Origin of the sequence: Erythrobacter sp. QSSC1-22B (assembly GCF_001678665.1) — a bacterium.
GTDB lineage: Bacteria > Pseudomonadota > Alphaproteobacteria > Sphingomonadales > Sphingomonadaceae > Qipengyuania.
This window is the reverse complement of sequence record NZ_LZRP01000001.1, coordinates 64838-85428: the sequence shown is the minus strand read 5'-3', so window position 1 is coordinate 85428 and position 20591 is coordinate 64838. Positions and strand designations below refer to the sequence as shown.

General features: G+C 65.4%; 20 protein-coding genes. 11 read left to right on the top strand and 9 right to left on the bottom strand.

Annotation, left to right across the window (positions count from 1 at the left end):
* The first annotated feature begins 30 nt into the window (after positions 1 to 30).
* Together hemW and A9995_RS00355 are read left to right on the top strand one after the other, a co-directional pair.
* Positions 31 to 1182, top strand: a complete 1152-nt coding sequence (gene hemW, locus A9995_RS00360) for a radical SAM family heme chaperone HemW (protein WP_067607596.1) — start codon at positions 31 to 33, stop codon at positions 1180 to 1182.
* A complete protein-coding gene (locus A9995_RS00355) occupies positions 1179 to 2078 on the top strand; it encodes a tyrosine recombinase XerC (protein ID WP_067607593.1) in 900 nt (299 codons plus the stop codon). The genes hemW and A9995_RS00355 overlap by 4 nt, the downstream gene beginning before the upstream one ends.
* Before the next feature lie 3 nt (positions 2079 to 2081).
* On the opposite strand, the gene A9995_RS00350 is transcribed toward A9995_RS00355, so the two are convergent.
* The 4 genes from A9995_RS00350 to rsmI are packed head-to-tail and all read right to left on the bottom strand — an operon-like array spanning position 2082 to position 4922.
* The gene (locus tag A9995_RS00350) at positions 2082 to 2684 is read right to left on the bottom strand and encodes a DedA family protein (protein WP_067607590.1); all 603 of its coding nucleotides are present in this window, start codon (positions 2682 to 2684) and stop codon (positions 2082 to 2084) included.
* 30 nt (positions 2685 to 2714) lie between these two features.
* Positions 2715 to 3680 carry a glutathione synthase gene (gshB, locus tag A9995_RS00345; protein WP_067607587.1) on the bottom strand — a complete coding sequence of 322 codons (966 nt, stop codon included), beginning with the start codon at positions 3678 to 3680 and terminating at the stop codon, positions 2715 to 2717.
* Between the two features lie 40 nt (positions 3681 to 3720).
* Positions 3721 to 4071 (bottom strand): YraN family protein, encoded by a 351-nt coding sequence (locus A9995_RS00340; protein WP_067607585.1) that lies wholly within the window; start codon positions 4069 to 4071, stop codon positions 3721 to 3723.
* Positions 4068 to 4922, bottom strand: a complete 855-nt coding sequence (gene rsmI / locus A9995_RS00335) for a 16S rRNA (cytidine(1402)-2'-O)-methyltransferase (RefSeq protein WP_067607582.1) — start codon at positions 4920 to 4922, stop codon at positions 4068 to 4070. Before rsmI ends, A9995_RS00340 begins: the two co-directional genes overlap by 4 nt.
* 38 nt (positions 4923 to 4960) lie before the next feature.
* Between rsmI and A9995_RS00330 the strand changes: the two genes are divergently transcribed.
* Together A9995_RS00330 and parE are read left to right on the top strand one after the other, a co-directional pair.
* Complete coding sequence (locus tag A9995_RS00330; protein ID WP_067607579.1) at positions 4961 to 6118, top strand: penicillin-binding protein activator; 1158 nt, start codon at positions 4961 to 4963, stop codon at positions 6116 to 6118.
* A gap of 86 nt (positions 6119 to 6204) precedes the next feature.
* On the top strand, positions 6205 to 8196 hold the full coding sequence (gene parE / locus A9995_RS00325) for a DNA topoisomerase IV subunit B (RefSeq protein ID WP_067607576.1): 1992 nt from the start codon (positions 6205 to 6207) through the stop codon (positions 8194 to 8196).
* A gap of 25 nt (positions 8197 to 8221) precedes the next feature.
* Here parE and A9995_RS00320 read toward each other — a convergent pair whose 3' ends face one another.
* A complete protein-coding gene (locus tag A9995_RS00320; protein ID WP_067607573.1) occupies positions 8222 to 9433 on the bottom strand; it encodes a bifunctional alpha/beta hydrolase/OsmC family protein in 1212 nt (403 codons plus the stop codon).
* A gap of 206 nt (positions 9434 to 9639) precedes the next feature.
* Between A9995_RS00320 and A9995_RS00315 the strand changes: the two genes are divergently transcribed.
* Entirely contained in the window at positions 9640 to 10935 is a 1296-nt protein-coding gene (locus tag A9995_RS00315) for a serine hydrolase (RefSeq protein WP_067607570.1), read from the top strand.
* Positions 10936 to 11010: 75 nt separating this feature from the next.
* Entirely contained in the window at positions 11011 to 11862 is an 852-nt protein-coding gene (locus tag A9995_RS00310; protein WP_067609373.1) for a MoxR family ATPase, read from the top strand.
* Between the two features lie 42 nt (positions 11863 to 11904).
* On the opposite strand, the gene A9995_RS00305 is transcribed toward A9995_RS00310, so the two are convergent.
* Positions 11905 to 13305 carry a methyl-accepting chemotaxis protein gene (locus A9995_RS00305; RefSeq protein ID WP_067607566.1) on the bottom strand — a complete coding sequence of 467 codons (1401 nt, stop codon included), beginning with the start codon at positions 13303 to 13305 and terminating at the stop codon, positions 11905 to 11907.
* A 134-nt stretch (positions 13306 to 13439) separates the two neighbouring features.
* Here A9995_RS00305 and A9995_RS00300 point away from each other — a divergent pair, with 134 nt between their 5' ends.
* The gene (locus A9995_RS00300; RefSeq protein WP_067607563.1) at positions 13440 to 14621 is read left to right on the top strand and encodes a VWA domain-containing protein; all 1182 of its coding nucleotides are present in this window, start codon (positions 13440 to 13442) and stop codon (positions 14619 to 14621) included.
* A gap of 88 nt (positions 14622 to 14709) precedes the next feature.
* On the top strand, positions 14710 to 15117 hold the full coding sequence (locus tag A9995_RS00290) for a hypothetical protein (protein ID WP_145916752.1): 408 nt from the start codon (positions 14710 to 14712) through the stop codon (positions 15115 to 15117).
* A gap of 45 nt (positions 15118 to 15162) precedes the next feature.
* On the opposite strand, the gene A9995_RS00285 is transcribed toward A9995_RS00290, so the two are convergent.
* Entirely contained in the window at positions 15163 to 16455 is a 1293-nt protein-coding gene (locus tag A9995_RS00285) for an MFS transporter (RefSeq protein WP_067607554.1), read from the bottom strand.
* 81 nt (positions 16456 to 16536) lie between these two features.
* Positions 16537 to 17736 (bottom strand): exo-beta-N-acetylmuramidase NamZ domain-containing protein, encoded by a 1200-nt coding sequence (locus A9995_RS00280; protein ID WP_067607551.1) that lies wholly within the window; start codon positions 17734 to 17736, stop codon positions 16537 to 16539.
* A gap of 83 nt (positions 17737 to 17819) precedes the next feature.
* Between A9995_RS00280 and A9995_RS00275 the strand changes: the two genes are divergently transcribed.
* Positions 17820 to 18317, top strand: coding sequence for a TspO/MBR family protein (locus A9995_RS00275; protein ID WP_067607548.1), 498 nt, complete (start codon positions 17820 to 17822; stop codon positions 18315 to 18317).
* On the opposite strand, the gene A9995_RS00270 is transcribed toward A9995_RS00275, so the two are convergent.
* A complete protein-coding gene (locus A9995_RS00270; RefSeq protein WP_369815785.1) occupies positions 18314 to 18844 on the bottom strand; it encodes a DOMON-like domain-containing protein in 531 nt (176 codons plus the stop codon). The two genes, A9995_RS00275 and A9995_RS00270, sit on opposite strands and share 4 nt — an antisense overlap.
* 41 nt (positions 18845 to 18885) lie before the next feature.
* Between A9995_RS00270 and tyrS the strand changes: the two genes are divergently transcribed.
* Together tyrS and A9995_RS00260 are read left to right on the top strand one after the other, a co-directional pair.
* The gene (tyrS, locus tag A9995_RS00265; protein ID WP_067607544.1) at positions 18886 to 20115 is read left to right on the top strand and encodes a tyrosine--tRNA ligase; all 1230 of its coding nucleotides are present in this window, start codon (positions 18886 to 18888) and stop codon (positions 20113 to 20115) included.
* A gap of 109 nt (positions 20116 to 20224) precedes the next feature.
* Positions 20225 to 20563: a PilZ domain-containing protein gene (locus tag A9995_RS00260; protein ID WP_067607541.1), complete on the top strand. Its 339-nt coding sequence runs from the start codon at positions 20225 to 20227 to the stop codon at positions 20561 to 20563.
* Positions 20564 to 20591: the final 28 nt, after the last annotated feature.

Below are 20591 nucleotides of genomic sequence, written 5' to 3'. Positions count from 1 at the left end.
CTTGAGGCTTAAGATTCGCTGAAGGCGCCTATGGCGAAAGCCCTATATATCCACTGGCCGTTCTGTCTGGCGAAGTGCCCCTATTGCGACTTCAACAGCCATGTCCGCCAGACAATTGTGGCTTCCCAATGGGAAACGGCGTTGCTGGCCGATCTGCGCCACGAGGCCCAACATGCCGGCGGCGAAAAGCTCGAGAGTATTTTTTTCGGCGGCGGCACCCCCAGCCTGATGCCGCCTGCGCTGGTCGCGCGCCTGCTGGACGAAGCCGAACGCCTGTGGGGGTTCGCTCCCGATATCGAGATCACGCTGGAGGCCAATCCCTCCTCGGTCGAGACCGGCAATTTCGCTGCACTGGCCGCGGCCGGGGTGAACCGCGTCTCGCTCGGGGTGCAATCCTTCGAGGATGACGCGCTGCGGTTTCTCGGGCGGTTGCACGATGCGGGTGAGACGGTGTCGGCGATCGGGGTGGCGCAGCGCCATTTTGCGCGCGTATCCTTCGACCTCATCTACGCAAGGCCCGGCCAGGACGAAGCCACCTGGCGCGCCGAGCTGGAGCGCGGGCTGGCGTTCGGGACGGGGCATCTCTCGCTCTACCAGCTGACCATCGAGGCGGCGACGCGCTTTGCCACCGATGTCCGGCGTGGGGTCTTCACCCCGCTCGACGACGAACGCGCAGCCGATCTGTTCGCGCTCACCCGCGATATGACCGCTGCCGCCGGGCTGCCCGCCTACGAGATCAGCAATCATGCAAGGCCCGGCGAGGAGAGCCGCCACAACCTCACCTATTGGCGCTATCGGGACTATGCCGGGATCGGCCCGGGCGCGCACGGGCGGCGCGGTGGGCTGGCGACCCAGCGCCACCGCAAGCCGGAAAACTATCTGGCCGCGATAAGTGATTCAGGCCACGGAATCGTCGAGGAGCGGGTGCTCGACCGCGCCGAACAGGCGACCGAGGCGCTGCTGATGGGATTGCGGCTGGGCGATGGAGTCGATTGCGCCGAACTGTCGGCGCGGTTCGGTTTCGCGCGCGACGAACTGATCGATGAAGGCAAGCTCGCGCTGCACCGCGATCTCGGGCTGGTCGCGACGCAGGGATCGCGGATCGTGGTGACCGATGCGGGCATGCCGCTGCTCGACGCGCTGCTCGCCGATCTGGTTGCGGGCGAACTGGTGGCGGCGTGACGCGCGAGGCGCTGCTGGCGAGCTGGCACGACCATCTCGCGCAGGCCCGCCGCCGCTCGCCGCACACCGTGCGCGCCTATTGCGCCGTCGCCCGGCGGCTGCTCCATCGCCTCGATCTCGAAAGCTGGGACAGCGTCGCGGCGCTCGATACCAATGCCCTGCGCGGACAGCTTGCCGATCGCCGCGCCGAGGGACTTTCCAACGCCTCGGCAGCGCGTGAGCTTTCGGCGTTGAAGGGTTTCGTCGGCTTTGCGCGCGAGCAGGCTGGCGTTCCCGCAGCCGGGGCGCCGCGGCTGCGCGGACCTCGAATCAAGAAGGGCCTGCCCCGTCCGGTGACCCCAGACGAAGCGGTTAATCTGGCCGATACCGTCCACGCACTGGCCGCCGATGAATGGATCGGCGCGCGCGACCGCGCGGTGCTGCTGCTGCTTTACGGCGCCGGGCTGCGGATCGCCGAGGCGCTGTCGCTCAAACTCGGCGATCTGCCACTGGGCGAGCGCCTGTCGGTGACCGGCAAGGGCGGCAAGCAGCGGGTGGTCCCGATCTTGCCGATCGTCGCCGAGGCGGTGGCGGATTACGCCGCGAAACTCCCCTTCCTGCTCGACGCCGACGACCTGCTGTTCCGCGGTGCCCGCGGTGGCCCACTTTCGCAGGGCATGATCCAGAAGGTGACTGCAAGGGCGCGTGTGGTTCTGGGCCTGCCTGCGACGGCGACTCCGCATGCGCTGCGCCACAGTTTCGCGACGCATCTTCTCGGTGCCGGCGCCGATCTGCGCAGCCTGCAGGAATTGCTCGGCCATGCCAGCCTCGGTTCGACGCAGATCTACACGCGGGTCGATGCCGCCAGTCTGCTCGAAACCTATCGCAATGCGCATCCCCGCGAATCACGCGACTGATTGTCAGCGCTGGCTGCGCGGCTTCCAGGTTGCGAGCCGCCAGGCATAGCCGACCACCGCCAGCACCAGAGTGGCGATGATTACCCAGCTGACGACGTCGGAACCCTCGAAGGTACGCGACAGCCATTGCATCCCGCCGATCAGGATCGCGTTCCACAGCGCGGCGCCCGCCGCGGTGAAGACGCAGAATTTGAGCTTGTTCATATGCGCGAGGCCAGCGGGCAGGCTGATCATGGTGCGCATGAAGGGCGCGGCACGCATAAAGAACACCACCCAGTGCCCGTGCCGCTCGAAAAAACTGGTTGTTCGTTCGACGTCTTCCCATTCGAGCGTCAGCCAGCGGCCCCAGCGATCGATGAAGGGACCGAGCCGTTCGTATCCCCAGCGATCGCCGATCCAGAACCACGCGTAATTGCCCGCAAGCGTGCCAAGCGTTGCAACGATCATCACCGGCCAGAACTGCATCGACCCGCGCTCGATCGCCAGCGCCGCCGAACCCATGATGGCTTCGGAGGGCATCGGCGGGAAGATGTTTTCCAGCGCCATGAGCAAGGCAATTCCGGCAAGGCCAAGCCGTTCGACGATAGCAACGATGAGCGAATCCATGTCAGCCCAACCGCCAGGGCGGCAATGGGTTCACCCAGCGATGCGTTTTTCGATCGCGTCCCAGATCATACCGGCGGTGTCGGTGCCGTTGAACCGATCGATCGCGACGATCCCGGTCGGGCTGGTGACGTTGATCTCGGTCAGCCATTGCCCGCCGATTACGTCGATCCCGACGAACACCAGCCCGCGGCGCTTGAGCTCAGGCGCCATCGCGGCGCAGATTTCCTCCTCGCGCTGCGTCAGCCCGGCGGCCTCGGCATAGCCGCCCTGCGCGAGGTTGGAGCGAAACTCGCCCGCGCCCGGCTTACGGTTGATCGCCCCGGCGAACTCGCCATCGACCAGCACAATACGCTTGTCGCCCTCGGCAACCTCGGGAAGGAAGCGCTGAACCATATGCGGTTCGGGCCAGGTCTGGTTGAAGACCTCGAACAGCGCCGACAGATTGGTGCCGTCCTCGTCGATCCGGAAAATTGCCTTGCCGCCATTGCCGTGGAGCGGCTTGACCACCACCGCACCGTGCCGGGTCTGGAATTCGCGGACCTCGTCGAGCGTCCGCGCGACCAGCGTCGGCGGCATGTATTGGGCATAGTCGAGCACGAACATCTTTTCGGGTGCGTTCACGACCTCGCGCGGGTCGTTGACCACCAGCGTCTCGCCGCGCAGCCGGTCGAGGATCAGCGCGGCGCTGATATAGCCCAGATCGAAGGGCGGATCCTGGCGCATCAGCACCACATCGACATCGCGCGCCAGATCGATCCGGCGGCGTTCCTCGATGGTGAAGTGATTGCCCTCGACCCGCTGGACCGTCACCGGCGCGCCATGCGCGGTGATCCGCCCGCGCGCGCTGCCGTCGCTTTCCCAGGCGAGCGAGCCGACATCGTAGTGCATCAGTGAATGCCCGCGCGCCTGCGCCGCTTCCATCAAGGCAAAGGAGGAATCGCCGGCGATCTTGATCGATTCCATCGGGTCCATCTGGACGGCGACGCGTAAGCTCATTGGGATTTACCTCGGATTGAATGGGTCGGGGAACGCAGCGCTAGGGCTGCCAGGCGTTGGCGATGTGGCGTGGCAGGCTGCCCGGCGCAAGGAGGATGACGTCGATCCTGATATCGTCGCCCTCCCCCGCGTAATCATGCGCGACGCATTCCACCGCCGCCGCCACCCGCGCCAGCCGGTGTTCGTCGATCGCATGGTCGAGATCGACCTTGGCGCGGCGGTATTTGACCTCGACGAAGGCGACCAGCGATCCGCGCCGCGCGATCAAATCGATCTCGCCGCGCGGGGTTTTCACCCGGTTGGCAAGGATCCGCCACCCTTTCGCCCGCAACCACAGTGCGGCGCGTCTCTCTCCCTCGCGCCCGCTCCGCTCGGCGAGGCGGCGCTTCATCCCCGCTTGAGCTCCATCGCCCGCGCATAAAGCAGCTTGCGGTCAAGCCCGGTGGCCTTCGCGACCTGAGCCACCGCCTGCGAGGCCTTGCTGGTTTCCAGCGCGGCGAGCAGCAGCGCATCGGCATCCGCCTCGCTCGCCAGCTGCTCGAGCGGCGGGCCGATAAGCAGCACGATCTCGCCCTTTGGCGGATGCGCGTCGAACCAGGCGATCAACCCGTCAGCGAGGCCGCGGCGCAATTCCTCGTGCATCTTGGTGAGCTCGCGTCCCACCGCGATCTCGCGGTCGGGGAGGATGTCGCGGATTGCGGCGAGCGATTTGGTGAGCCGCGGCGAGGTCTCGTAAAAGATCAGCGTGCTGTCGATATCGGCGAGCTCGGCCAGCACATCGCGCCGTGCCTTGTCCTTGCTGGGGAGGAAGCCCGCGAACAGGAAGCGGTCGTTGGGCAAGCCCGAGACGCTCAGCCCGGCGATCGCGGCGCAGGGCCCGGGCAGCACCGTGACCGCAATGCCCTCGGCGCGGCAATCGTTGACCAGTCGATAACCCGGGTCCGATACCAACGGTGTGCCTGCATCGCTGACCAGCGCCACTGCGCGGCTGCGCATCGATTCCACCAGCCGCCCGCGGTCGCGGTGCTCGCTGTGATCATCGTAGCGCCACAGCGGCTTGGAGATGCCGAGATGCTTCATCAGCTTGCCGGTGACGCGTGTGTCTTCGCAGGCCACTCCGTCGCAGCGTCGCAGCACATCGGCGGCGCGCATGGTGATATCCCCGAGATTGCCAATCGGGGTCGCGACGATATAGAGCCCGGGTTCAAGAGGTTCGGGTACAGAGGATGCGGTTTCGCTCACGGCTGACCCATGAACCAGCAATGAGGGACGCGGCAAGGATGAAGCGCTTTACAATCACCCGTCGGCAGATCGCCGTCACCGGTCTGGCGGCACTGCTGGGCGCCTGCTCGATCATTCCCAAGAGCGGCGAACCGGTCAGCCGACCGGTCGACACACCGACCCCGATGCCCAGCGCGACCGCGCTGCCCGACGATGGCACCCATCACCGCATCGCGCTGCTGGTGCCGATGGCGGGCGACAACGGCGCGGTCGGCCAGTCGATCGCCAACGCCGCGACCATGGCGTTGCTCGATACCGATGCCGGCAATCTGCGCATCACCACCTATGACACCTCTGGCGACGCGCGCGATGCCGCGCGCCGCGCGATTGCCGATGGCAACAAGCTGATCCTCGGGCCGCTGATGGGTGACAATGTCGGCGCGGTGCTGGCCGAAGCGCGGCCCGCCGACGTGCCGCTGATCTCCTTTTCCAACGATGCCACCATCGCCTCGCCCGATGTTTTCGTCATGGGGCACATCCCCGAGCAGTCGATCCGCCGCTCGGTGCAATATGCCCGCAGCCAGGGCGCCCGCGACTTCGCGGTGATCGCGCCCGATGGCGAATACGGCCGCCGCGCCGAAGCGGCTCTGCAAGGGGCGGTGCAATCCTATGGCGGGCGGGTAACCGGCGCGGAACGCTATGCGCGCGGCAATACCTCGATCATGTCGGCGGCCGACCGGCTGCGCAGCCGCGGCGGCTACGACACCGTGCTGATCGCCGATTCTCCGCGGCTCGCGCAACAGGCAGGCGTGCGCGTCGGCGGGGCAAACACCCGTATTCTCGGCACCGAATTGTGGAGCGGCGAAGTTGCGGTCACTCGCGCCCCGGCGTTGCGCGGAGCGTTGTTCGCCGCGGTTTCGGACAATCGCTACCGCCGTTTCGTCGACAGTTATGAGGCGCGCTTCGGCGGCCAGCCCTATCGCATCTCGACGCTGGGCTACGATGCGGTGCTGCTGGCGCTGCGGGTGGCGCAGGACTGGCGCGTGGGCCGCGACTTTCCCATCAACAGCCTGCGCGACCGCGGCGGGTTCCTCGGTCTCGACGGCGCTTTCCGCTTCCAGCGCGACGGCGTGGTCGAGCGCAGCTTCGAAGTGCGCGAGATCCGCGATGGCGAAGTGGTGATCGTCGATGCCGCGCCGGCCCGCTTCGAGGACTGAGCGCGCCATCTTCCGGACCGCCAACCCTGACGATAAGACCGGCCCTTCGCTTGCCGCCGGGGAATCGCGCGCGATATAGTGGTTGAATGTCAGACGATCTGTTCGAAAACACCCCCGCCTCGAGCGGCGATTACGACGCTTCCTCGATCGAGGTGCTCGAGGGGCTTGAGCCGGTCCGGCGTCGCCCGGGCATGTACATCGGCGGGGTCGACGACCGCGCGCTGCACCATCTCGTCGCCGAAGTGCTCGACAATGCGATGGACGAGGCGGTTGCGGGTCACGCGACCCGGATCGAACTGCGCCTCGACGAGGACAACCGCGTCACGGTAGCCGACAATGGCCGCGGCATCCCGGTCGCCGAACACCCCAAATATCCCGGCAAGTCCACGCTCGAGGTGATCCTTTCCACGCTCCACTCAGGGGGCAAGTTCTCGGGCAAGGCCTATGCCACCAGCGGCGGCTTGCACGGCGTCGGGATCAGCGTGGTCAACGCGCTGTCCAGCCACACCCGCGTCGAGGTCGCGCGCGACCGCCAGCTCTATGCGCAGGAATTCTCGCGCGGCGAATCGCTGGGCGGTATCGAGGAGCTTGGGCCCACCCCCAACCGCCGCGGCACCACCGTCGCTTTCACCCCCGACACGCAGATTTTCGGCGACCGGTCGTTCAGCGCCAAGCGCCTGTTCAAGCTGACGCGTTCCAAGGCCTATCTCTTTGCCGGGGTCGAAATCCGGTGGAAATGCGCCCCCAGCCTCGCCACCGACGAAGTGCCCGAGGAGGCAGTGTTCAAGTTTCCCGGCGGGCTGTCCGACCATCTCGCGGAGCAGATCGGCGAACGTCCCTGCGTCACCGCGCAGCCCTTCGCCGGGCGCCACGATTTCGCCGCTGGCGAGGATGGCATCTCGCAAGGGCGCGCCGAATGGGCGATCGCCTGGCCGCTCTATTCCGACGGTTCGACCAGCTGGTATTGCAACACCGTCCCTACCCCCGATGGCGGCACCCACGAACAGGGCCTGCGCGCCGCACTGGCCAAGGGCCTGCGCGCTTTTGGCGAGCTGACCGGCACCAAGAAGGCCAAGGACATCAGCGCCGATGACGTGATGACCGGCGCCGAGGTAATGCTCAGCGTTTTCATCCGCGAACCCCAGTTCCAGAGCCAGACCAAGGACCGGCTGACCTCGCCCGAGGCCGCGCGACTGGTCGAGAGCGCGATGCGCGACCATTTCGACCATTTTCTCTCGGACAATATGGAGCGCGGCAAGGCACTGCTGGGCGAGGTGATGGAGCGGATGGACGAGCGCCTGCGCCGCAAGCAGGAACGCGAGATCAAGCGCAAGACCGCGACCAGCGCCAAGAAGCTGCGCCTGCCGGGCAAGCTCACCGATTGCTCGGGCGAAACCGATGCCGAGACCGAGCTGTTCATCGTCGAGGGCGACAGCGCCGGCGGCAGCGCCAAACAGGCGCGCAACCGCAAGACGCAGGCGATCCTGCCGATCCGCGGCAAGATCCTCAACGTCGCCAGCGCCAGCGCCGACAAGATCCGCGCCAATGCCGAAATCGCCGACCTGACGCTGGCGATGGGCTGCGGGGTGCGCAAGGATTGCGACCCGGGCTCGCTACGCTACGATCGCATCATCATCATGACCGATGCCGATGTCGACGGCGCGCATATTGCCACTCTGCTGATGACCTTCTTCTTCCAGGAGATGACCGAGATCGTCCGCAACGGGCATCTGTTCCTCGCACAGCCGCCGCTCTACCGGATGACGGCGGGCAAGGAGAGCCGCTACGCCCGCGATGACGCGCATCGCGCCGAGCTCCAGGAGACGGTGTTCAAGGGTAAGAAGGTCGATGTCGGGCGGTTCAAGGGCCTCGGCGAGATGAACCCGCAGCAATTGCGCGAGACCACCATGAGCCCCGACAGCCGCAGCCTGATCCGGATCACGCTGCCGACCGAGTTCGAGGACCGTGCGGTGGTCAAGGAACTGGTCGATCATCTGATGGGCCGCAATCCCGAGCATCGCTTCAATTTCATCCAGAACCGCGCCGGCGAGCTGGACAAAGAACTGATCGACGCCTGAGGCCTGTCCCGGTCGCTGCGCGAACTCAGTCCACGGTGTGGATGTGCAGGGGCCCTTCGAGCGTCCGGTGCACCGGGCATTTGTCGGCGATGGCCAGTATCTTTTCGCGCTGTTCCCAGGTCAGTGCCTCGCCGAACAATTCGATCCGCCGGGTCAGCGCCTGGATGCGGGCACCCTCGCCTGCGGCGCAATCCGTGCAATCCGCCTTGTGGTTGCGTTCGTGGGTGAGGTGGATCGTCGCTCCCTCGAAGGGCCAGCCCTTCTTGTCAGCGTACATCTTCATGGTCATCGCGGTGCAGCTGCCCAGCGCGGCGAGGAGGAGGTCGTAAGGCGTCGGGCCGGTATCATCGCCCCCAACGCTGCGCGGCTCGTCGGCGACGAAGCGATGGCTCTCGGTGTGGACCTCGGTCCCGAATTTGCCATGCCCGCTTTTCACCACCACGCCCTCTTCCGGCATCGGCCAGTCGTCCCGCAGCGGCAGGTAGCGGTGTGCCCAGCTGGCGATCATGCTCGCGGCGAATTCGGCGTCGCGGGCGTCGAGCAAAAGATGGTCGGCGCCCTCGAGGCTGACGAAACTCTTGGGATGCTTGGCGGCGCGGAACAGCGCCGAAGCGTTGTCGATCCCGACTATGGCATCGGTCGGGGAATGCAGGAACAGCACCGGCTTGCGCAATTTGCCGACCTCGGCGAGCAGATCGGCGTTCTCCACCCGCTCGATGAATTCGCGCCCGAGCCGGAACGCACGCCCGCCAATGGATACCTCGCCCTCACCGGTCTCGCGGATCGCGGCGAGATCGCCATCGATCCGTTCGAGCACATGCGGAACGTCCGAAGGCGCGCCGATGGTGGCGATCGCGGCGATGTTGTCGGCGCCGATATCGTCAGCCGCAGCCAGCACCGCCGCTCCGCCCAGGCTGTGCCCGACCAGCAGCACCGGCTGTTCGAAGCGTGCGACCAGATGGTTCGCCGCCAGCACCAGATCGGCGACATCGGTGGCGAAACCCGCCCGCCCGAACTCGCCGCCGCTGCCCCCCAGCCCGGTGAAATCGAACCGCAGGCAAGCGATGCCTTCCTTTGCAAGCGCGCGTGCCACCGCCACCGCGGCCTTGCTCTGCCGCGTACAGGTGAAGCAATGCGCGAACAGCGCCGCGCCGCGCACCAGCCCGGTTGGCATCTCGAGCGAGCCTTCGAGCGCATGCCCGGCTTCGGTCTGGATCGTGAGGGTCTCGGTCGGCATGCGGGTCTCCGGTAGTTGCGGTGTCGATCTGGGCCGTCAATCTGGGGGGAGATCTTGGGTGTCGATCGGGGATGTCGTGGTTGGGCATAGGGGAGCCGGGGCCCAGCGCCAACGGTACATGCAGCCGGCGATCGCGCTGTCCGAACCCTCGCGGTTGAGCCTGCGCCAATCGCCGCTAGGATAGCGCCCGATCAAGGAGTGTTCGCATGAAATGTCTCGCCCCCGCCCTGCTCTCGCTCGGCGCAGTTATTGCCCCCCTGGCTCCGCTCGCGGCGCAGGAGGCCACCATGGACGAGCCGGCCGAAACCACCCTTCTCGAGCAGCGCACCGCTCAGGTGGTCGGGCTGGTCAACGTCACGCTCGATCCACGGGAGGTGGTCTCCGACAGCTTCCTGCAGGCGGTCCCCGCCGAGCAGTTGAAGGCGTTCGGCGCGCAGCTGACCGCGCAGTTCGGCCAGGCGCTGGCGGTCGAATCGATCGTGCCAGTGAGCCCCACCCGCGCCGCCATCACCATCCGCATGGAGCGCGCGCTGGCGAGCGGCGGGATCGCGATCCAGACCGAAGCGCCGGGCAAGATCACTGAATTGCTGCTCCAGTCCTTCGCCCCGATCGACGACAGCGCCGACAAGATCACCGCCGACCTCGCCGCGCTGCCCGGTAGCGCCGCCGCATGGTTCGGCCCACTCGATGGGGAGCCCGCCTTCGCTTTCGGCGACCCACAGCGGCAACTGGCGCTGGGTTCGACCTTCAAGCTCTACGTCCTCTCGGCGCTCGATCGCGCGGTGGCGGAGGGTCGGCTGGACTGGGACGATGTCGTCACTCTGGGCGACAGGAGCTTTCCCAGCGGCGTAACGCAGGACTGGCCCGATGGCGCTCCGCTGACGCTGCACACCGCGGCGACGCTGATGATCTCGATCAGCGACAACACTGCCACCGACTTGCTGATCGACGCGGTCGGGCGCGAGGCCGTAGAAGCGGAGATGCGCGCGACGGGGCATTCGGCACCCGATCGTTCGACGCCCTTCCTCAAGACGGTCGAGATGTTCGTGCTCAAGGGCGGCGACCAAGGCGCGGCCTATGCAGAGGCCGACGAGGCCGGCCGCCGCGCCATTCTCGCGCAGCTGGACACAACGGGCGCCGATCCCGCTCCCATCCTCGCTGTCTTTGCGGGCGGAACCCCGGTGATGATCGACAGCATCGAATGGTTCGCCAGCATGGAAGACGAGCGCAGGCTGATGCGGCGGCTCGCCGAGACCGAGGACGACACCGCGCGGCAAATCATGGCGGTGAACACCGCGCTCGAATCCGGCGCGCGCGCGGACTGGAGCTATGTCGGCTACAAGGGCGGCTCGGAGCAGGGCGTGCGCAACCTCAGCTGGCTGCTGCGCGACGAGGCGGGGGCCTGGCACATGCTGGCGCTTTGCTGGAACAACCCCGCAGCCGAGACGGACACCGCGACCCTGCTGGCGATCGCGCAGCGGATCCTCGCGCTGGACCGGTGACACGCACTCTTGCCCCGGAGCGCGTCGATCCCTAACCGGGTTGCAAATAGCAATCGGACAATTTCGGGAAACATGATGACGCAGCGTTTCGAAGGCACCCAGAACTACATCGCCACCGACGATCTCAAGGTCGCGGTCAATGCCGCGGTAACGTTGCGGCGGCCGCTGCTGGTCAAGGGCGAGCCGGGCACCGGCAAGACGGTGCTGGCCGAGGAAGTGGCCAAATCGCTGGGCGCGCCGCTCATCGAATGGAACGTGAAATCGACCACCAAGGCGCAGCAGGGCCTTTATGAATACGATGCGGTCGCCCGCCTGCGCGACGGCCAGCTCGGCGACGAGCGGGTCCACGACATCGCCAATTACATCAAAAAGGGCAAGCTGTGGGAAGCCTTCACCGCGCCCGAGCTGCCAGTGCTGCTGATCGACGAGATCGACAAGGCCGATATCGAGTTCCCCAACGACCTGTTGCAGGAACTCGACCGGATGAGCTTCGATGTCTACGAGACCCACGAGACGATCACCGCGGTGGAACGCCCGATCGTGATCATCACCTCGAACAACGAGAAGGAACTGCCCGACGCCTTCCTGCGCCGCTGCTTCTTCCACTACATCAAGTTCCCCGACCGCGACACGATGCGCGAGATCATCGAGGTCCACTTCCCCGATATCCAGAAGACCCTCGTCACCAAGGCGATGGATATGTTCTATGAGCTGCGCGAGGTCCCCGGGCTCAAGAAGAAGCCCAGCACCAGCGAATTGCTCGACTGGCTCAAGCTGCTGCTCAACGAAGATATGCCGCTCGAGGTGCTGCAGGACAGCAACCCCAATTCGGCGATCCCCCCGCTTCACGGCGCGCTGCTCAAGAACGAGCAGGACGTTATGATGTTCGAACGCCTTGCCTTCATGGCGCGCCGCAATCCGGGCTAGGCCCGAAGTCGCTTGGGCGCGCCCCTTCGGTAGCTCCGCCGATCAATCGATCGAATAGGCCACTTCGAAATCGCCCCAGCGGCGGCCCTGGATGGTCATCGGCACATAGACGTTGCGGACCACGCGATAGGTCTGGCCGTCGCCTTCCTGGCGGTAGACCGCCATCATGTAGGGGGCGAAGCTGCGCTTGGCCTTCTGGTCGATGGGCTCGAGGATCATGCGCCCGTCGCGACAGAACTGGGTGTCGTGGGTCAGATCGCCGGTCGGAGTGCGCGAATGCTTGCTGATATGGGTGGGCAGGTAGCCCTTCATGTCGGTGCAGGCGGCGGCCATGATCCGCTCGTCCTCGGCGGGCAACGCGTCCAGCGCGGGGCGCCATTTGCGGTGCGCCCAGTCCATCAGACCAGTGCGGAAGCGCTGCGGATTGGAGCCTTCGATCAGGCGATAGTCCTGGTCGAACACCTGCTCGAGCGTCAGTTCGCCTGCGGCGATCGCCTCCTCGGTAAGTTTTTCCACCAGTCGGGCCTGGCGCTGCGCCTTCTCGACCATGACGCTGTCCTGCGGTGCGAGCCCGGACTGGACCAGCCGGTCGAACATGTCGCTGGCGACCATCTCGAGGTCTTCCATCCGGCTATGGACGGTGGCGAGCTTCTGTTCGTTGCCGTTGGCGGCCTTGTCGAAGCTCTCGAGCACGTCCTGCACGCGCATGACATTGCCGGTCATCATTGCGGTGGCCTTTGCAATCTGGTCGTTCTGGGCATCGACCTCTTCGACCAGGTCGGTGACCCCGGTGAGCGTCTGTTCGATGCTGGCGACCGAGTTCTTGGCCTGGCTGCTAGCCTTGGCGCCTTCCTCGATCCGTTCGATCACGGTGGTGGCTTCCGCCCCCAGCGTCTCGATCACGTCGCCGATCTCGTCGGTCGCCTTGCGGGTTTCCCCGGCGAGCGATTTCACCTCGTTGGCAACCACCGCGAAGGTGCGCCCGGCATCGCCCGCGCGCATCGCCTCGATGGTGGCGTTTAGCGCGAGGATATTGGTGGTCTCGGCGATCTGCGCGATGTCCTTGGAGCAGCGTTTGACCTGGTCCATGGCAGCGGCGAAGCCAGTGACATGGGTGGCCAGCGTCTCGACCATGTCGAGCAGCCTGGTGATCTGCGACAGCGAGGACTGGATCTGGCTGGTCCCCTGCCCCAGCCGCTCAATGGCGCTAGCCGAGAGCAGCCGTGCCTCGTCGCTGGCTTCGGCGACCCGGCGCTGGTCCTTCTCCAGCTCATGGACGGTGCCCTGCAGTTCGCGATGCTCGGCGCGGAGCACGCCCGAGGTCTCGATCACCGCCTGGACGATGCCCGCCACATCCGAGCACCCTACGGTAACCTTGCCGCAAGCCTCGGGTATCGTGTCGAGCGCGGACGCCCCGCGAGCATCCAGTGCCGTGCAATCCATGATATGGCGTATTCCCTCGCAATTCGGGGTTTGTCATAATCGCAATGTGTTAGCGGCTTCTTAAGCATGCAGACCTTTGCCAAATGGTGCGGCGCGAGGCTGGCGCTCCGCACAGAGGTTGCTATACATAGCGCATGTTTTTCGATTTCATGGACGAGCTGAGGGCGGCCGGCATCAAGGCCAGCTTCAAGGAACACCTCACGTTGCTGGAGGCACTCGACCGCGAGGTGATCGAGCAGACCCCCGAGTCGTTCTATTATCTCAGCCGCGCGACCTTCGTGAAGGACGAGGGGATGCTCGATCGCTTCGACCAGGTATTCCAGCGGGTTTTCAAGGGAATCATCTCGGATTACGGCCAGAACCCGGTCGATGTCCCCGAGGACTGGCTCAAATCGGTCGCCGAAAAGTTCCTCTCGCCCGAGGAAATGGCCGAGATCGAGAAGCTGGGCGACTGGGACGCGATCATGGAGACGCTCAAGCAGCGAATCGCGGAGCAGCAGGAACGCCACGAAGGCGGCAACAAGTGGATCGGGACCGGCGGAACCTCGCCGTTCGGGAACTCGGGCTACAATCCAGAGGGCGTCCGGATCGGCGGCGAGAGCAAGCACAAGCGCGCGCTCAAGGTGTGGGACAAGCGCGAGTTCAAGAACCTCGACAACACCAAGGAACTGGGCACCCGCAACATCAAGATGGCGCTGCGCCGGCTGCGCCGCTTCGCTCGCGAAGGTGCGGCGGACGAACTCGATATCGATGCCACGATCTCGGGCACCGCCAAACAGGGCTGGCTCGATATCCACATGCGCCCCGAACGGCACAATGCGGTCAAGCTGCTGTTGTTCCTCGATGTCGGCGGCTCGATGGATCCCTTCATCAAGGTGACCGAGGAACTGTTCAGCGCCGCGACCAGCGAGTTCAAGAACCTGGAATTCTTCTATTTCCACAATTGCCTCTACGAAGGCGTGTGGAAGGACAACCGCCGCCGCTGGGCCGAGCGCACCAAGACCTGGGACGTGCTCCACAAATACGGCCACGACTACAAGATTGTGTTCGTGGGCGATGCAGCGATGAGCCCCTACGAAATCACCCACCCCGGTGGCAGCGTCGAGCACATGAACGAGGAAGCGGGCGCGACCTGGATGAAGCGGGTGACCAACACCTATCCCGCGACCGTGTGGCTCAACCCGGTGCCCGAAAAGCAGTGGAGCTATTCGCAGTCCACCAAGGTGATGAAACAGCTGGTCAACGACCGGATGTATCCGCTGTCGCTCGACGGTCTGGAAGCGGCAACGCGCGAATTGAGCCGCAAGCAGGGCTAGTTACACTCCCGCTTTCAGAACCTGCCTGGCGCTCTGCGAATTGAGATTTGATCGGAAGTGGTCTATCTCCTGCTTCAGGAGACTAGAAATGAGTCCAGCGATCGTCCTGAGCAGTGCGCTTTTCGTCATCGCCGCAGTAGGCCCTGCCTCTGCCGAAGGCCAGAGCGCGGATCCCGCAGACACGGGCGTGACCACCGCTTCGAACCAGCCCCTTTCCGCCATGCCGTCTTATCAAAGGCCAGCGCTGGCCTGGGAGAGCACGGACGATGCCGAGATCGATCAGGCGATCTGTCGCGACCGGATACACAAGGCGCGCGACCAATTGGGTCAGCCTGAGCTTGATCGCGAACCCGCAACCGGAGACGAAGCGATGGCTATCTGGGCGGTTGATCGCCGCGAAGATGGTTGCGCGGTGCTGGTCGCCATGGGCGATCCCGAGGACATTCGGCCGATTCCGCGGATCAAGAAGCAATTCGGGCTTCGCCCTGCCAATTAAGATGGCAGGGAAGGCACCGACTCCCTCTCTTAAACGGCGAACCCGCTACCCCTTTTGGTCGAGTTCTTCCTGCAACCGCAGGCTGCAACGCCAGAAGAAGAACGCCGGCACCAGCCCCAGGAACGCCGCACCGTAGAGCACGTAGCGCACGCTTTCCTCGCCATAAACAGGCTGGAGCAGGTCCGACAGCATCCCGAAGAACAATGGGCCGAGCCCGAGCCCGATCAGGTTCTGGAAGAACAGCAGCACCGCCGCGGCGATCGCCCGCACTCGCAGGGGAACCAGACCCTGCGCTGCGGAATACGTCGGGCCGTAGTAGATCGAATTGCACAACGTCGGGATGATCAGCAGCACCAGTGCCACCTGCCAGGTCGAGGCCTGATAAGCGAGGAAGGCGATCGGTGCCGCCACCGCCATCGCCACCGCCGGAGCCGTCAGCACATGGCGGCGATTTTTCGCGCCAAAGCGGTCGGCCAGATAGCCACCCAGCCAGGTGCCGAAAATTCCCGCGCCGCCGCTGATCGCGCCGAACCACAGGCCGACCTCGCCCGGGGTCATACCATGGGTGCGCTGGAAGAAAATCGTCGTCCAGGTGGTCTTGCCATAGGCGAGGAACGAAGCGGTAGATCCCGCGAGCAGCAGCAGCACGAAGGCGCGCGACTGCATCACCGTGCTTACCGACGCCCAGAGCGAGATCTCGGGCGCAGGGGTTCTGTGCGCCTCGAGCGCCGCTGCCATCTCCTTGCGCGGTTCGCGCAGCACGAAATGCACCACCAGCGCCAGCCCGACGCCGGGCAGCCCGACGATCAGGAAGGCCATCCGCCAGCCGACCCAGTCGGCCAGCAACCCGCCGATCATCATCCCCAGCAGGGTCCCGATCGGGATCCCGAGCGAATAGAAGGCGAGCGCCGAACTGCGCTTCTCTGGCGGGACGAGATCGCTGATCAGCGAATGCGCCGGCGGGGTGCAGCCGGCCTCGCCGACCCCCACCCCGATCCGCGCGAGCAGCAGCTGGTAGAAATTCTGCGCCAGCCCGCACAGCGCAGTCATCGCCGACCAGATCGCCAGCGCGATCGCGATCAACCGCGGGCGGTTGGTGGTGGCGCGATCCGAATAGCGCGCGAGCGGCAGCCCCAGCGCGGTGTAGAACAGCGCGAAGGCAAGCCCGGTCATCAGCCCGATCTGGGTGTCGTTGAGCCCCAGCTCGAGCGCGATCGGCTCGGCGAGGATGTTGACGATCTGGCGATCGATGAAGTTGAAGATGTAGACGATCAGCAGGATCCACAAGGTGGCCCTGAGCGAACTTTTCGTGGTAGTGGTTTGCGACACTGTCGCCATGGTTCGACCCTCTCTCAAGCGCAGGTTTGCCCGTCGCCGGGAGCGAACCTTCCCTAGTCGGCGGTCCCCGTCAACCGGCGATCACCGGTAACGCAGCAGCGGCGCAGTTTGCTCGCGCCATTCCGCTTCGTCGCTGCTGGCCAGCCGGTCGAGATCGCCCGGCTCCGCCGCCGCGTCGTCGACCCATTCGCGCAGGGCCGGCCCGCCGTTGATGACGTCGATCGCCAGTCGCTCGAGCTCGTACTCATAGGGAAAATCGCGCCACAGATCGTAATCGGGATGCAGCGTCCGGATCGCCTTGAAGGCCAAAGCCTGCAGCCGCCATGGTCGGAAGGCGGCGTGATCATATTGCGGTCCTTCGGCGTGGATCATCAGCGCGCTGCACAGCTTGTCCGCGTGCTTGTGGAACGTCGGGGTGAACCAGCAGGGGCGCAAGGTACAGCCTGCCAGCCAGTCCGGCGCCAGCGCCTGCATCTCCGCCAGCACCGCGCTGGCATCGAGGTCGGGCGCGCCGAACAGCAATTCGAGCGGGCGGGTCGTGCCGCGCCCCTCGCTCAGATTGGTACCCTCGAGCATGACTGTGCCGGCATACGCGCGTGCCATGTTGACGTTCGCGGCGTTGGGCGATGGATTGATCCAGATCCGGTCCTCGGGCCAACCGTGGCCTGCCCCTTTAAGCTGCCAGCCCTCCATCTCGACCACGCGGTAAGCAACATCGAGCTTGAACCGCTCGATGAACCAGTGCCCCATCTCGCCCATGGTGAGCCCATGCCGCATCGGCATCTCGGCCGCGCCGACGAAGCTTTCCTGACCCGGCACCAGCAGCGTTCCCTCGATCGGGCGCCCTGCGGGGTTGGGACGGTCGAGCACCCAGACTTCCTTGCCGTGCCGCGCCGCTTCCTCGAGCAGATAGAGCAGCGTGGTGACGAAGGTATAGATCCGGCAGCCCAGATCCTGGAGGTCGAACAGGAACACGTCGGCACTCGACATCATCTGCCCACTGGGGCGGCGTACTTCGCCATAGAGGCTGAACACCGGGATGCCGTAGACGGGATCGGTCTCGTCCCCGGTCTCGACCATATTGTCCTGCTTGTCGCCCTTGAGCCCATGCTGCGGACCGAATGCGCTGGTGACGTTGATCCCGGCGGCGATCAGCGCGTCGAGCGAGTGGGTCAGGTCCTGCGTGACCGAGGCGGGATGCGCGACGAGCGCGACGCGTTTGGCCTCGAGCGGGCGGCGCAGGGCGGGGTCGGCGAGCAGCCGGTCGATACCGAATTTCATCGCCACCGGTTGTATCAAGAGGCCAACAAAGGCAAAGGTTTTCCTCTGCGGGAAGCGGTCTGCGAAAGGTTTGCTGTTGCACCATGGATATTGACTGGACCCCCGCGATCATCGGTGCCGCCTGGGCGATCGTGCTGGGCGGCGCGGGCGGGCTGCTGACCGAGATCGGCGACTGGTACCGCAATCTGAAAAAGCCCAGCTGGCAACCGCCCGACTGGCTGTTCGGCCCCGCCTGGACGCTGATCCTCGGATTTGCCGGGTGGAGCTTCTACCTCGCCTGGACCAATGCCCCGGCGCCCTCCGACCGGGTGTTCATCGGCGTGCTGTTCGCGGTGAACTTCTTTGCCCATCTCGCCTGGTCGCCGCTGTTCTTTGTCGCCAAGCGGCCCGATTGGGCCTTGCGCGAAGTTCTGGTCCTGTGGCTTTCGGTGCTGGCGCTGGTGGTGGGGCTGGCGCCCTATTCCGAGCTCGCCGCCTGGCTCAACGTGCCGTATATCTCCTGGGTCACCTTCGCGACGCTGCTCAATCGCAAGATCGTCCAGTTGAACGGGCCATTTGGCAAGCCGGCCCGGCAAGCCTAGGGATCGCGCGGCGGATCGAGGGCCAGCACGAATCCATCCGCATGATGGAAATCGGGCTGGTCCGCCGGGTGCGCCAGCGCCCAATAGCTTTTGGTGCCGCCGACCTCCTCCAGCACCGCGCTGGCCGCGAGCGCGGCGGGCAGGTCGGGCAACCCCGACAGCGGGATCGCCGCGTCGAACAATGAGAACGCCGAGCCCGCGCGCCAGGTGCAGACCGGCTCGCACGGCAGATCACGCTCGCGCATCGCAGCGCGGTAATCGCTGAAATCATACGCCGCCCAATGCTCCGACGGCGAGAGGTTGAACTCGGCGTACGCGGGCCCCTCGCCATCCCGCACGAAGATCTCGAAGCAGGTCGCCTGCCACAAGCCGTCCGCCCGGCCCCGCCCTGCGAGTCTCGGAATTGCCAGATCGCCCTCCCCCGACACCCGCCAGCGCAAGGTCAGCCAGTGCTCGGCGATCGCCCACGAAAAGCGCATCTGCCAGCGGCCTGCGGGAGGGCTCGCGGGATGCGGCGTCAAATCCATCTGTTGCACCCAGGCTCCCCCATGCTAGCGCGCTGACCATCATGACCAGCTACACCTCCGATCTGATGCGCCTGCTCGACGAGCGCGGCTATATCCACCAGGTAACCGACGCCGCGGGCATCGATGCGCTTGCCGGCAAGCAGATCGTGCCGGGATATATCGGCTTCGATCCCACCGCGCCATCGCTGCATGTCGGCAGTCTGGTGCAGATCATGATGCTGCGCCGGTTGCAGCAGGCGGGGCACAAGCCGATCGTGGTGATGGGCGGTGGCACCGGCAAGATCGGCGACCCCTCGTTCCGCGACGAGAGCCGCAAGCTGATGAACGACGCGACCATCGCCGAGAATGTCGCAGGCATCTTCACCGTTTTCGACCGGCTGCTGACCTTTGGCACCGGGCCGACCGATGCCGTCATGGTCAACAATGACGAATGGCTGGGCGAGCTCGGCTACCTCGAGATGCTCCGCGATGTCGGACCGCATTTCACCATCAACCGGATGCTCACCTTCGATTCGGTCAAACAGCGGCTCGAGCGCGAGCAGGCGCTGACCTTTCTCGAATTCAACTACATGATCCTCCAGGCCTATGATTTCGTCGAGCTGGCGCGGCGCTATGATTGCAAGCTCCAGATGGGCGGCAGCGATCAGTGGGGCAATATTGTCAACGGGCTCGAACTGGGCCGGCGGATGGAGGGGCGCGAGCTGTTCGGGCTGACCACTCCGCTGCTGACCACCGCCGATGGTGCTAAGATGGGCAAGAGCGCATCGGGCGCAGTCTGGCTCAACGAGGCGCAGCTCCCGGCCTATGATTTCTGGCAATATTGGCGCAATGTCGATGATCGCGACGTCGGCCGCTTCCTCAAGCTGTTCACCGATCTGCCGCTCGACGAGATCGCCCGGCTCGAGGCGCTCGAGGGGGCCGAGATCAACGCTGCCAAGATCGTCCTCGCCAATGCGGTGACCACGCTGGTGCGTGGGTCCGAGGCGGCGGGCATGGCCGCAAGCACCGCCTCGGAAACCTTTACCGGGGGGGGCCTCGGCGAGGATCTGCCCGTGCTCCAGCTCGGTCCCGATGGGATGCGGATCGGTGCTGCGCTTACCGAACTGGGCTTCACCGCGTCGAACGGCGAGGCCAAGCGCAAGCTGGCCGAGGGTGCGGTCAAGCTCGACGGCGTGAACGTGGGCGATGTCGGCCATCTGCTGGTCCTCGCACCCGGCGCCGAGGCGCGGTTGAGTCTCGGCAAAAAGAAACATGCGATCATCCGGGGCTGACCTGCGACAGGGCGCTTGATAGCTGCCTTTTCGCTGGTCCGACTTTACCAATTGTCAGCCTTTGCCCTCCATTAAGGCGGTCTACAGTGAAAACGGAGGATTGGCTTTCATGGGTGCCGGAGCTCAGCTCAGCGTCACCGACCAGCGGCGCATGGCGCGCCACCCGGTGGATCATCCCTTGATTGCGGAGCATTTTCGCGTCGGCGACATGCGGATGCATGTATCGAACATCTCCGCCACCGGTTTCATGATCGACGATGCCGGGGATCTGGCACGCGGCGACCGGGTGATCATTCGCCTGCCGATCGTCGGCCGGATCGAGGCTTATTGCATCTGGATCCGGGACAACCGCGCGGGCTTCCAGTTCGAGCGGATCATCCGGCCCGACGATTTCCTCCCCATGATCGACCAGCTCCAGCCCAACCCGCGGCTGCGCCGGAACCGCTGACGGCAGCACCGCCTGCCGGGCCGCGCGC